Raw genomic sequence first — 13,272 nt, forward strand, 5'->3', positions numbered from 1 at the left:
AACGTTGCATTTCCACGTGTAACATCAACTTGCGATTGCTGGCGCCGAAATCCCGAACTAACACAACATACGCCCAAAGAGATTATGGATAAGCAGAATGCCGGCAGCCGTGGGAACTGGGAAATGGGACTTTTGGGTCGACCGCGGCGGCACTTTCACCGATATCATCGGCCGTGATCCGCGAGGCCGGCTGCACCCCCGAAAACTTCTGTCCGAAAATCCCGAGGCGTATGCGGATGCCGCCATCCAGGGCATCCGCGACCTGTTGGGTTTGAAAGCCGGCGCCGCCATCTCCGCCGACGCGATAGGCGACGTCAAAATGGGCACGACCGTTGCCACCAATGCGCTGCTCGAGCGCAAGGGCGACCGTGTGCTGCTGCTCATCACCAAGGGGTTCCGCGACGCTTTGCGCATCGCATATCAGGCAAGGCCGGATATCTTCGCCAAGGAGATCATCCTGCCGGAGCAGCTCTACGAGCGGGTGATCGAGGTCAATGAACGCGTGCGCGCCGACGGCTGCGTCGAGCGCCTGCTCGACATCGCGGCCTGCCGCCCGGCGATCGAGCAGGCGAAGGCCGACGGCATCGACGCGGTCGCCATTGTCTTCATGCACGCCTGGAAATACCCGGACCACGAAAAGGCCGTGGCGAAAGTCTGCCGCAAGATCGGCTTCAGCCAGATCTCGGTGTCTCACGAGGTCTCTCCGCTCATCAAGCTGGTCGGCCGCGGCGACACCACCGTGGTCGACGCCTATCTGTCGCCGATCCTGTCGCGCTATGTGCAGCGGGTGGCCGGGGAGTTGGGCGCCGGCCCGCGCCTGATGTTCATGATGTCGTCGGGCGGCCTCACCGCCGCCGACATGTTCCAGGGCAAGGACGCGCTGCTTTCGGGACCGGCGGGTGGCGTCGTCGGCATGGTCGAGACGGCGAAGCTCGCCGGCTTCGAAAAGGTCATCGGCTTCGATATGGGCGGCACCTCGACCGACGTCGCCCATTATGACGGCGAATATGAGCGCGCCTTTGACACCGAGGTCGCCGGCGTGCGCATCCGCGCGCCGATGATGCGCATCCACACCGTCGCCGCCGGCGGCGGCTCGATCCTGCACTATGAGGCGGGCCGCTTCCGCGTCGGCCCGGATTCCGCCGGCGCCAATCCCGGGCCTGCCGCCTACCGCCGCGGCGGCCCGCTCGCCGTCACCGATGCCAATGTCATGCTCGGCAAATTGCAGCCCGATTTCTTTCCGGCGATTTTCGGCGCGGGCCAAGACCAAACGCTCGACATCGGCACGGTTGGCGAAAAATTCGCGGCGCTTGCCGCCGAAATCGGCGACGGCCGGACGCCCGAAGCGGTCGCCGAAGGCTTTGTCACCATCGCCGTCGAGAACATGGCCAACGCCATCAAGAAGATCTCGGTGCAGCGCGGCTATGACGTCACCGAATATCTTTTGAACTGTTTTGGCGGCGCCGGCGGCCAGCACGCCTGCCTGGTCGCCGATGCGCTCGGCATGGAAGCGGTGCTCATCCATCCCTTCTCCGGTCTTCTCTCGGCTTACGGCATCGGCCTCTCGTCGGTCTTCGCCTCGCGCCAACAGGGTCTGCTGCAGCCGCTTGCCGAAGAATCCCGCGCGGCGATCGAGGCACTCATCGCGGCACTGCGCGGCGACGTCATTGCCGAGCTCGGCGAGCAAGGCATTGCCGGGGACGCGGTTTCAACGAGGCCTGTCCTGCATATCCGCTATGACGGCACCGATACGGCGCTGCCGGTGAATTTCGAGCATGGCTCGATCTTCCGCGCCAGAAGCGATTTCGAGGCCGCTCACAAGGCGCAGTTCGGTTTCGTCTATGACGATAAGCCGATCGTCGTCGAGACCGTCGCCGTCGAAGGCATGGAAGCCGCCAGACAGGACAAGGCTGAAGCCCCAGCGCCCGCCGGACCGGCAGGAATTGACGCCAAACCTTTGGAAAGCCGGCGCATCTACACCGAAGGCCGCTGGCACGCGGCCGGCGTCTATCGCCGCGAAGGCCTGCGGCCGTCCCACACGGTCGCCGGGCCCGCGCTTATCATCGAGCCGAACCAGACCATCGTCGTCGAGCCGGGCTGGCGCGCGGAAATCACCGGTCTCAATCACGTCGTGATACGCCGGACAGAAAGAAAGGCGCGTGCCGCGGCACTCGGCACCGAGGCCGATCCGGTGATGCTGGAGGTCTTCAACAACCTCTTCATGTCGATCGCCGAACAGATGGGTGTGACGCTGCAGAACACCGCCTATTCGGTCAACATCAAGGAACGGCTCGACTTCTCCTGCGCCGTGTTCGACCGCCATGGCGCGCTGGTCGCCAACGCGCCGCATATGCCGGTGCATCTGGGTTCAATGGACCGTTCGGTGGAGACAATCATCCGCCTGAACTCCGGCGATATCCATCCCGGCGACGTTTTCGCGCTCAACGCGCCATATAATGGCGGCACGCATTTGCCCGACATCACCGTGGTGACGCCGGTGTTTGACGACGCCCGCAAGGAAATCCTGTTCTGGGCGGCCTCGCGCGGCCATCACGCCGATGTCGGCGGCACCGCGCCGGGCTCGATGACGCCGCTTGCGACAACGGTCGACGAGGAAGGCGTGCTGTTCGACAATTTCCGCATCGTCGATCACGGCCGCTTCCGCGAGAAGGAGCTGGAGACGCTGCTGACCGACCATCCTTATCCGGCCCGCAATCCCGTCCAGAACATCGCCGACTTGAAGGCGCAGATCGCCGCCAACGAAAAGGGTGTGGCGGAGCTGCGCAAGATGGTCGTGCATTTCGGGCTCGACGTGGTCGAGGCCTATATGGGCCATGTCCAGGACAATGCCGCCGAGAGCGTGCGCCGCGTGATCGAGCGGCTTCCCGACAGCGCGGCTTACGAATATCCCACCGACACCGGCCAGGTGATCAGGGTGAAGATCACCGTCGATCGGCAAAAGCGCGAGGCGACCGTCGATTTCACCGGCACGTCGCCTGTCATGAAGAACAACTTCAACGCGCCGGAGCCCGTCGCCCGCGCCGCGGTGCTCTATGCCTTCCGCGTCATGGTCGAGGACATGATCCCGATGAACGCCGGCTGCCTGAGGCCGATCAACATCGTTATTCCGGATGGTTGCATGCTCAAGCCGTCCTATCCCGCCGCCGTCGTCGCCGGCAATGTCGAGACCTCGCAGCATGTCACCAACGCGCTGTTCGGCGCGATGGGCGCGATGGCCAACGCCCAAGGCACCATGAACAATCTCACCTTCGGCAACAAGAAATATCAGTATTACGAGACGATCTGCTCCGGTTCGCCGGCCGGCCGGATGAATTCCGGGCGCGGCTTCGCCGGCACCTCCGGCGTCCATACCCATATGACCAATTCGCGCCTTACCGACCCTGAGGTGCTGGAACTGCGCTTCCCCGTCGTGCTGGAAGACTTCCATATCCGCGAGGGTTCCGGCGGCAAGGGCAAGTGGAATGCCGGCGACGGCACCAGGCGTACGATCCGCTTCCTCGAAAGGATGGAATGCGCGATCCTGTCCTCGCACCGCAATCGCCCGCCCCAGGGCCTCGACGGCGGCGGTGACGGCGAGGCGGGCTCGACCAGGGTCAGGCGCAATGACGGCTCGGTCGACGTCCTGAAGGCTTGCGACCAGACCACGCTCGACGCCGGCGAGGCCGTCATCGTCACCACGCCGACGCCGGGAGCGTTCGGCAAAGTGTAGCAATTGGCGCCAACCTGCCGTCAACAGGCTGTCACCTGCCTGTCATGCCGCTGCGCTACCCGCTTGCGCCAAAGCAAACGGGGAATCACCTTTCGATGTCGGACGTATCCGGAGAACTCGTTTATCGTCGAGGCAAGGAAGTCGGAAAGGCCGTCTACCAGAACCGGGCATTGTCGAAGGACGGCATTTCCGAGCGGCTCTTCGCCTTCCTGTTCTCCGGCCTCGTCTATCCGCAGATCTGGGAAGATCCCGATGTCGACATGGAGGCCATGCAGCTCGGCGCCGGCCATCGCGTCGTCACGATCGCCTCGGGCGGCTGCAACATCCTGGCTTACCTGACCCGCACGCCGGCCCGGATCGAGGCCGTCGATCTCAATGCCGCGCATGTCGCGCTGAACCGCATGAAGCTGGAAGCGGTGCGCCACCTGCCGTCGCAGGGCGACCTGTTCCGCTTCTTCGGCGCCGCCGGCACGAGCCACAATTCCGATGCCTATGATCGCTTCATCGCGCCGCATCTCGATCCGGTCAGCCGCCATTACTGGGAGCGCCGCAACTGGCGCGGCCGCCGCCGCATCTCGGTTTTCGACCGCAACTTCTACCAGACCGGCCTGCTCGGTCTCTTCATCGCCATGGGCCATCGCGTCGCAAAACTGTTCGGCGTCGATCCCGCCGGCATCATGAAGGCCGGAAACATCGGCGAGCAGCGCCGCTTCTTCGACGAGGAACTGGCACCGGTCTTCGACAAGAAGCTGCTGCGCTGGGCGACCTCGCGCAAGGCTTCGCTGTTCGGCCTCGGCATCCCGCCGGCACAGTATGACTCGCTGATCACCTCCGGCGACGGCTCGATGGCGAGCGTGCTCAAGGCGCGCCTTGAAAAGCTCGCCTGCGATTTCCCGCTCAAGAACAACTATTTCGCCTGGCAGGCCTTTGCCCGCCGCTACCCGCAACCTGGCGAGGCGGCGCTGCCTGCCTATCTGGAAGAGCGCAATTACAAGACGATCCGCGACAACATCGATCGCGTCGCCATCCACCACGCCAACCTGATCAAGTTCCTGGGCGCCAAGGACGCCGGCACCGTCGACCGCTTCGTCCTGCTCGACGCGCAGGACTGGATGACCGACGACCTGCTCAATGCGCTGTGGACCGAGATCACCCGCACGGCCTCGGCCGGCGCCCGCGTCATCTTCCGCACCGCGGCCGAACCGAGCCTCCTGCCCGGCCGTGTCTCCAGCTCGCTGCTCGACCAGTGGACCTACGAGGCCGACGCCTCGCGCGAATTCTCGGCAAAAGACCGCTCGGCGATCTATGGCGGCTTCCATCTCTATGTGAAGCGGGCAGCATGAGCACGACGGAGCTGCCGGCCGACCATGCCGAACTGATGGACGGCGTCTACCGCTGGCAGCGCCATATCTATGATCTGACCCGCAAATATTACCTGCTCGGCCGCGACCGGCTGATCGACGGATTGGACGTGCCGCAAGGCGGCACCGTGCTGGAGCTCGGCTGCGGCACCGGCCGCAACATCGCGCTTGCCGCCCGCCGCTATCCGGATGCGCGCTTCTTCGGTTTGGACATCTCGGCCGAGATGCTGGAGACGGCTAGCGCGGCCATTGCTCGCGAAGGCCTCGCCGCCAAGGTCAGCCTGGCGCGTGGCGACGCAACCGACTTCGATGCCAGGGCGCTCTTCGGCATCGCGCAGTTCGACCGCGTGTTCGTGTCCTATTCCCTGTCGATGATCCCCAGCTGGGAAAAGACGGTTTCGGCCGCGCTCGCCGCGCTTGCGCCCGGCGGCTCGTTGCATGTCGTCGACTTCGGCCAGCAGGAAGGCCTGCCGCGCTGGTTCCGCTCCCTGCTGCGTGGCTGGCTGCGGAAATTCCATGTCGCGCCGCGCGCCTCGCTTCGCGACGTGCTTGAATCGGAATCGCAGCGCACCGGCGCAACCTTCCGTTTCAGAACGCTTTATCGCGGCTATGCCTGGCTGGCCATAGTCAAGATCGCCCACTGAATTTTGCAATTTGACGCCTGTGGCTGTAGCGAACGCAATCAACTGCGTAAACAAGCAATGGCGATTGGTTTTCCGCTGGGATGGCGGTCGGGGTGAGGCATCGGACATCTACTTGGACGACCACAGCTACAAGTGAGGTGAGACATGTTGATGACCGCACGCAAGCCCGCAACGGTTGGCGAAATCCTCGCGGAGGAGTTCATGCACCCGCTTGGCTTGACGCAAGCCGCTCTGGCCGAGGCAATGGGCGTCCCGCGCAAGCATGTGAACGAATTGTGCAACGATCGCCGCAGCATTACCGCGGCGACCGCGCTCATATTGGCGCGGGTGTTCGGCAACAGCCCGGATTTCTGGCTGAACGTCCAGCGCCGCAGCGATCTTTGGCAAGTCATGAACTCGCCTGACGAGCGGGCGCGCGTGGATCGCGCCAAGCCTTTGCCGACCGCCGCATAGAGGCCGGCGATTGACCGCCACGCCTCTAATGGAGCGCCTTCACCAGCGCGCTGACCATCGCTTGTGGACGATAACCAAGCTTGGCCGGCGTCAATCCAAGCCGCACCACCACCAACTGCTCGGACGGAATGATTGCAGCCGTCTGTCCGTCATGGCCCTCCATCCAATAGGTGTCCTTGGGCAGGCCTGCAGCGACGCCTGCGCCGGCATTTTCCTCATCGCCCGGCCCCTCGATCCAGACCTGGCCTTTGCCATACACCTTTGAGGCCGGTGCGGCCTCGCGCATCCAGTCGACGAAACCGGCAGGCAGGATCTGGTTTCCGTTCCAGGCGCCGCCCTGCAGAAGGAACTGGCCGAAGCGCGCCCAGTCATGCGCCGTGGCGTAGAGATAGGACGAGCCGACGAAGGTACCTTGCTCGTCGGTCTCGAGCACCGCGCTATGCATGCCGAGCGGCTCGAACAGCGCCGTGCGCGGCCATGCCAGCGCCTTCGCCTTGTCGCCGATCGCATCTTGCCATAGCCGCGACAGCATCACCGCCGTGCCGCTCGAATAGGAAAACACTTTTCCCACCTCGCCGGTCAGAGGTTGGGCCTCGGCGAAGCCTGCCATGTCCGGCTCGAGATAAAGCATGCGCGTCACGTCGGCGACGTCGCCATAATCTTCGTTGAACGCCAGCCCGCTCGACATCGCCATCATGTCGGCAAGGCTGATGGCGGCGCGGCCGTCGGCCTTCCACGGCTTGAACAAGCCCTTGTTATCGAGCGCCAGCTTGCCGTCCTTGACCAGCGTGCCGACGATCGCGGCATTCACCGTCTTGGTCATCGACCAGCCGAGCAGCGGCGTCTTGGCCGAAAAGCCCTCGCCATAGCGCTCCGCGACGACCCGGCCGTTCTTCACCACCACGATGGCGCGCATGCCGGTGCCGGCCATCGCGGCATCGTCGACGATCTTCGCGACCTCGGGATTCTGCGAAGCATCGACCCGCTCGCCATCGGGCCAGAGCGCGTCGGGTTGCGCCGCGGCCGGCGGCGCGACGCGCAGCGACGTCTGCCTTGCCTTGCCGGTGTCGCCGTCGGCAACCGACGCGCAGCCGACGCCGTCGCGCTCGACCGCGACATTCTTGCCGAAAATCCAAAGCAGGCCGGCCGAAACCAGTCCCCGCTCCTTGTCGACGGAGACCTTCATCAGCTTGAGCAGCGGATGGCCTGGTGCCTGCACATCGACGGCCAAGACCTCTCTGGCGTCGCGGCCGGCGATGAAGACATTCGAGCAGACGATCTTGGCCGAGTAGCCGGAGCCGACGCGGATGAGTTCTGGCGGCGCCAAATAGAGCCACGCGAAGAGCGCGACCACCGCCAGGATCACAAGCCCAAGCAGCCATTTGATGAACTTCACGACAGCCCGCATCTTTCCCCGCCTTTTGGATTCGCCGGCACGATTTATGTCATCGATTTGCCGCCATTGCTTCCGCAAAATCGCCGGCATCGTCGAGCGCCGTCAATGGATTATCAACCATGTTCGGCGATCAAATGATTCCATGTCGCCCAAAAGTGCGCAGCGGTTTTGGGATAACGATTTGGAAGACGGAATAAACCGGGACGGTCCTGTGGGGCGATCGTCCGGAGGGGGCCCGCGAAAGCGACCACCATCGATGAAGGACCCATCAGCGGCCGGCTGATCCCGGCTCGGGGAAGATCATGCGCCGTCTTGCGGCCATCCTGATGCTTACGCTGCTGGGCGCCTGCTCGACCGTGGAGGACCTCTCACCATTGTCGCCGTCGTCGCCGGCGGTTGCCGTGCGCGCGCCCAAATTCGAGGACTCCAAGCCGCATGAGTGGGACAGCGGCGCGCCATGGACCTACGCCATCCACGGCACGGACGTCTCCAAATACCAGAGCTCGATCGACTGGCCGACGGCCAGGGCCAGCGGCATCTCCTTTGCCTTCATCAAGGCGACGGAGGGCGGCGATCGTTTCGACGACTATTTCAACGAGCACTGGGCGCGTACAAGAGCGGCCGGCGTCCCGCGCGCGGCCTATCATTTCTTCTACTTCTGCACGCCGGCCGAAACCCAGGCGCGCTGGTTCATCGCCAATGTCCCGAGAGACCCGTCGGCAATGCCGCCGGTGCTCGACATGGAATGGAACCCGAACTCGCCGACCTGCAGGCTGCGCCCCGACCCCGCCACGGTGCGCAGCGAGATGACCGTCTTCCTGCAAATGGTCGAGCGCTATTATGGCAAGAAGCCGATCATCTACACCTCGCTCGACTTCTTCGACGACAACCAGTTGGCGACCTTCCGCGGCTATCCCTATTGGCTGCGCTCGGTCGCCGGCCACCCGCGCGAGAAATACGGCAGCCACCCCTTCACCTTCTGGCAGTACACCGGCACCGGTATCGTGCCCGGCATGACCGGCAAATCCGACATCAACGTCTTCAACGGCTCGGAAGCCGCCTGGAAGAAGTGGCTGCGGCAGAACACCCGTTGACATCGGCCGCCGCGCCTGCTTTTCGACACGGCGGGCGGCGAAACATGCAACCGCTGGTAATCTGGAGCGGCGTACTCGTGCGAGTGCCTGGCAAGACTCCTGAGCTTTGAAATCCTCGCATGCGCCCGTCCGATCCCGTCCGGGGTCGCGATCGGGTCATGCGCCGGTCTCGAAAGGAAAGCGATGCGATTGCGCGTTGAAATCCTGGCGGCGCTCTTCGTCGGCGCGCTTGCGCTGCCCGCGGCGGCGCAGGAATGCGGCGGCGATTTCGAGGCCTGGAAACAGGGTGTCGCGGCAGAAGCCAAGGCAGCCGGCGTCGGCGCCGTCGGGCTCGACGCGCTGGAGGACGCCGCCATCGACCAGCGGGCATTGGCGCGCGACCGCGCCCAGGGCGTCTTCACCCAGACTTTCACCGAATTCGCCAACCGCATGATTTCGGCCTACCGCCTGAAGCAGGGTGCGGCCAATCTGAAGAAATATGCCGAAACCTTCGACCGCGCCGACAAGGAGTTCGGCGTACAGCCGGCGATCATCGCGGCTTTCTGGGGGTTGGAAACCGACTTCGGCGCCGTCCAGGGCGACTTCCACACCCTCGATGCGCTGGTGACGCTTTCGCATGATTGCCGCCGTCCTCAGCTGTTTCGGCAGCAATTGGTGCCGCTGCTTACCTTGATCGACCGCGGCGTGCTGCCGGCCGACGTCAAAGGCGCCTGGGCTGGTGAGATCGGCCAAACGCAGATCCTGCCGACCGACTATCTGGCGCGAGGTGTCGACGGCGACGGAGACGGCAAGGTCGATCTGAGGAACAGCGTGCCGGACGTCATCATGACCACGGCCGACAAGATCATGTCGCGCGGCTGGAAGCGCGACCAGCCTTGGGTCCAGGAAGTGCGCGTCCCCGACGAGATGCCATGGGACCAGACCGGCCGCACCAACAAGCTGCCGCTGTCGCAATGGGCGCAATGGGGCGTCACCGAACCCAACGGCAACCCGCTCATCGACAATGGTCTCAAGGCTGGCTTGGCGCTGCCGATGGGCCGCAAGGGTCCCGCCTTCCTGACCTATGACAACTTCGACGTCTATCTGGAATGGAACCAGTCCTTCACCTACGCGCTGACGGCGGCAGTGCTTGCGACCCGCCTCGCCGGCGCGCCGCAATTCGATCCGCGCACGCCCGAGCAAGGCCTGAGCGGCGACCAGATGAAGGCGCTGCAGACCAAGCTCGAGGCCAAGGGCTACGACGTCGGCACCGTCGACGGCATCCTCGGCACCAACACGCGCGAAGCGGTCCGCAAGGAGCAGATGCGGCTTGGCCTGCCGGTGGATGGTTGGCCGACGCCCGAGCTTTTGGCGAAGCTGTGAATGGCGAACGGTGAATGGGTGAGTAGCGAGTAGTGAGTATTAACTACTGACTACTGACTACTGACTATTCACTACCCACTTTTCTTCCGCACGAAATCGATGAATGCGCGCAGCGCCGGCCGCACATGCCGTCGGCTCGGATGATAGAGATAGAAGCCCGGAAAGCGGGGCGACCATCCTTCGAGGAACCTGACCAGCCTGCCTTGTTCGATCAATGGCTGGACCTGATAGTCGATCATGTAGGCCACCCCCGCCCCGTCCAGCGCGGCAGTGAGCATCACCTCCGTATCATTGACAATAAGACTGCCCTTGACGGCAATTTCCAGTGAACGCTTGCCGCGAGAGAACTCCCAGCGGTAGATATCGCCGCCGCCTGGCCATTGGAAATTTATGCAGCGGTGCTGGTGAAGGTCCTGTGGCTGGCGCGGTATCGCCCGATCCTGGAGATAGACCGGAGCGGCCACGGCTGCCATCTGCAGCTCATCGCCGAGCTTGACGGCGACCATATCCTTCTCCAGCCGTTCGCCGAGCCGGATGCCGGCATCGAACCGCCCCTCGACGATGTCGGTCAGCACATCGTCGACGATGACCGTCAACGCGATGTCCGGATAGGCCCGCTGGAAGTCGCCGAGTATCGGCGCGACGAACCGCATTGCGGCGACGCGCGAAACATTGATGCGCAACGAACCCGCCGGCTGGTCTCGCCCAGCCTGAAGTTCGGCGACGGCTCCTTCCAGTTCACCGAACACGACCGCAAGACGGGCAAACAACCTTTCGCCGGCCGGTGTGGGGGCAACGCTGCGTGTCGTGCGGTTAAGCAACCGAACGCCGACGCGCGCCTCCAACTGCCGGATCGTCTGGCTGAGCGCCGGCGGCGACACCCGCAATCGTGCCGCCGCGCGAATGAAGCTGCCCTCTTCCACGATCGCCGAAAATGCCTTGAGCTCGTTAAACTCGGAGCCGCGCATTGTGTACTTTCTGATTAACGAGTTAGTCGGATAATAGCTCATTATCCAATCAATTTCAAATTGCTATTTCTCAGCCATCAGGCCCGGTGTCCAGACCGGCGGGACCTCGAGGCAAGGGAAAACCGATCATGTCCCAATCGTTGCAAGGCAAAACCGCAATTGTCACCGGCAGCTCGCGCGGCATTGGCCGCGCCATCGCCGAAGGGCTGGCTGCCAATGGTGCTGCTGTTGTCGTCAACTATGTTGGCAACAGAAATGCCGCTGAAGAAGCCGTCGCTGCGATAGCCGGCAGGGGCGGCAAGGCGGTCGCCGTCCAGGCCGACATTTCCGTTCCCGGCGATGTCCGACGCCTGTTCGACGAAGCGGAGGCCAGGCTTGGCAAGATCGACATCGTCGTGGCCAATGTCGGCATCGCCGTCATCAAGCCGCTCGTCGAGGCAACCGAAGCCGATTTCGACCTCGTCTTCGGTACCAATGCCAAGGGGACCTTCTTCACGCTTCAGGAAGCCGCCAAGCGTGTGCGCGACGGCGGCCGCATCATCGCGGTCTCGACCGGCGGCACCAGGATGTTCTTCACGCAGACCGCGCTTTATCTCGGCAGCAAGGGCGCCGTCGAACAGTTCGTGCGGGTGCTGTCGCGCGAGCTCGGGCCGCGTGGCGTCACCGTGAATGCTCTGTCGCCAGGCTTCACCGATACCGATCTGTTGCCTGAGCGCGATCGTGCCGTCGCGGCCGGCATGTCGCCGTTCGGACGGATCGGCGCACCGCGCGACGTTGCCGATGTCGCGGTCTTCCTTGCCAGCGACGAGGCCCGCTGGCTGACAGGCGAGAACGTCCAGGCAGGTGGCGGGGTTGCGTGAGGACTGGCAGTAGGCAGTAGGCAGTAGGCAGTAGGCAGTAGGCAGTAGGCAGTAGGGAAGATCGATTTAGAGCTACAGGCTGTAAATGCCCTTTGCCTACTGCCTACTGCCTACTGCCTAACCCCTACTGCCTACATCCTAATCCGCCATCGTCTCCAAGCTCGCAAAGCCCTGCGGTGCATCGCCCTCGTCGAACGGTGTCGTCACCTCGACGAATGTATCGGGGTAGAAGCCGTTGAAGCGTGTCCTGAGCGACAGCGAGTAGGCGCCGATATGGCCGATCTCGATCCAGTCGCCGGTGTCGACCGTTTCCGGCAGCCAGAACGGCCGGGACAGGATATCGACGGAATCGCAGGTCGCGCCGCAGACCTTGAACGGCACGACGGTGTTTTCGTTGCCGTTGCGGGTACGGATCGCGGGATCTGGAATGAAGCGCGCCGGCAGCGTGATCTTGCCCGTCCATGAATCCGACAGCGACGCCCAGATGCCGTCATTGATGTAGAGCCGCTTGCCCTTGCGCAACAGCACGCGCACGATCAGCGACAGGCACCGCGCCACGATCACGCGTCCGGGCTCGGCCACCAAGGGCATCTGGTCGAACTGATATTCTTTAAGGTCGCCGGCCAGCCGCGACATCAACTGCCCGAGCGACGGCATCTCGATGTGCCTGCGATTGGGATCATGGCCGTATTCGGCGGGAAAGCCGCCGCCGACGTCGAGCCCGGCGATGTCGAAGGTCAGGCGGTTGCGCACCCAGTCCGCCGAGGCGAGAGCGCGTTCATAGGTATCCGGATCCTCGATCTGGCTGCCGACGTGGAAGCAGAGGCCGACCTTATAGCCGGTGCGGTTCAGCCGCTCGGCAAGCTCCACCGCGTTGGCGGGCCCGGCGCCGAATTTCTTCGACAGTTCGTAAGCCGCATGGCCCTTGGTCTGGATGCGCACGAAGACGGTGAGAGCGCCGGGATCGATATCGAGCGCCCGCACCACGCGCGTCAGCTTCGCGATCTCGTCCTCATGGTCGAGCGAGATCACCCGGATGCCGTATTTTTCAAGCGCCAGCTTGATGTCCGACTGCGCCTTGACCGGGTGCATGTAGAGCATCTCGGCGTCGGGCGAGACGGCGCGCACGGCGGCGAACTCGCCGGGCGAGGCGACGTCGAAGGCGCTGACGCCGGTTTCCACCAGCGTCTTCAGAACGATCTGCTCGCCATTGGTCTTGACCGCATAAGCGGTCTTGCCGGGAAACATGCCCATGAACTGCAGGGCATCCGCCTTCAGCACCTGCGGGCGGAAACAGTAGACCGGGTCGTCGGGACGAAGCGCCAGTGCCGCCTCACGGGCATTTTCGAATCGCTGCATGGACGAATCCTCAGGTCTGGAGCGCGCACAATTAATCCTAGCTAG

The 13,272-nt window shown here is 63.8% G+C and carries 10 protein-coding genes and 1 pseudogene; 8 read left to right on the forward strand and 3 right to left on the reverse strand.

What is annotated here, in order from left to right:
• Positions 1-97: 97 nt before the first annotated feature.
• The 5 genes and pseudogenes from FJ419_RS28670 to FJ419_RS28690 all read left to right on the forward strand — a co-directional run bounded on the left by FJ419_RS28670 (position 98) and on the right by FJ419_RS28690 (position 6,188).
• A complete protein-coding gene (locus FJ419_RS28670) occupies positions 98-3,730 on the forward strand; it encodes a hydantoinase B/oxoprolinase family protein (RefSeq protein ID WP_140700603.1) in 3,633 nt (1,210 codons plus the stop codon).
• A 44-nt stretch (positions 3,731-3,774) separates the two neighbouring features.
• The gene (locus FJ419_RS28675; RefSeq protein ID WP_140544486.1) at positions 3,775-5,073 is read left to right on the forward strand and encodes a DUF3419 family protein; all 1,299 of its coding nucleotides are present in this window, start codon (positions 3,775-3,777) and stop codon (positions 5,071-5,073) included.
• Positions 5,070-5,735: a class I SAM-dependent methyltransferase gene (locus FJ419_RS28680; RefSeq protein ID WP_140700604.1), complete on the forward strand. Its 666-nt coding sequence runs from the start codon at positions 5,070-5,072 to the stop codon at positions 5,733-5,735. Before FJ419_RS28675 ends, FJ419_RS28680 begins: the two co-directional genes overlap by 4 nt.
• A 46-nt stretch (positions 5,736-5,781) precedes the next feature.
• Positions 5,782-5,871, forward strand: a pseudogene (locus FJ419_RS28685) (type II toxin-antitoxin system RelE/ParE family toxin); the annotation flags it as partial.
• 8 nt (positions 5,872-5,879) lie between these two features.
• A complete protein-coding gene (locus tag FJ419_RS28690) occupies positions 5,880-6,188 on the forward strand; it encodes a HigA family addiction module antitoxin (protein ID WP_140630878.1) in 309 nt (102 codons plus the stop codon).
• 25 nt (positions 6,189-6,213) lie between these two features.
• Here FJ419_RS28690 and FJ419_RS28695 read toward each other — a convergent pair whose 3' ends face one another.
• Positions 6,214-7,596, reverse strand: coding sequence for a serine hydrolase (locus tag FJ419_RS28695; protein ID WP_140700605.1), 1,383 nt, complete (start codon positions 7,594-7,596; stop codon positions 6,214-6,216).
• A gap of 290 nt (positions 7,597-7,886) precedes the next feature.
• Here FJ419_RS28695 and FJ419_RS28700 point away from each other — a divergent pair, with 290 nt between their 5' ends.
• The gene (locus tag FJ419_RS28700; protein ID WP_140700606.1) at positions 7,887-8,678 is read left to right on the forward strand and encodes a GH25 family lysozyme; all 792 of its coding nucleotides are present in this window, start codon (positions 7,887-7,889) and stop codon (positions 8,676-8,678) included.
• A 183-nt stretch (positions 8,679-8,861) separates the two neighbouring features.
• On the forward strand, positions 8,862-10,040 hold the full coding sequence (locus tag FJ419_RS28705; protein ID WP_140700607.1) for a lytic murein transglycosylase: 1,179 nt from the start codon (positions 8,862-8,864) through the stop codon (positions 10,038-10,040).
• 71 nt (positions 10,041-10,111) lie between these two features.
• Here FJ419_RS28705 and FJ419_RS28710 read toward each other — a convergent pair whose 3' ends face one another.
• A complete protein-coding gene (locus tag FJ419_RS28710) occupies positions 10,112-11,008 on the reverse strand; it encodes a LysR family transcriptional regulator (RefSeq protein WP_140700631.1) in 897 nt (298 codons plus the stop codon).
• A gap of 128 nt (positions 11,009-11,136) precedes the next feature.
• On the opposite strand from FJ419_RS28710, the gene FJ419_RS28715 reads away from it, so the two are divergent.
• A complete protein-coding gene (locus tag FJ419_RS28715; RefSeq protein WP_140700608.1) occupies positions 11,137-11,868 on the forward strand; it encodes an SDR family oxidoreductase in 732 nt (243 codons plus the stop codon).
• Positions 11,869-12,006: 138 nt separating this feature from the next.
• Here the strand turns inward: FJ419_RS28715 and FJ419_RS28720 are convergent, their stop codons facing one another.
• Positions 12,007-13,227, reverse strand: coding sequence for an alanine racemase (locus FJ419_RS28720; RefSeq protein ID WP_140700609.1), 1,221 nt, complete (start codon positions 13,225-13,227; stop codon positions 12,007-12,009).
• Positions 13,228-13,272: the final 45 nt, after the last annotated feature.

The organism is Mesorhizobium sp. B2-6-2 (assembly GCF_006440615.1).
Taxonomy (GTDB): Bacteria; Pseudomonadota; Alphaproteobacteria; order Rhizobiales; family Rhizobiaceae; genus Mesorhizobium.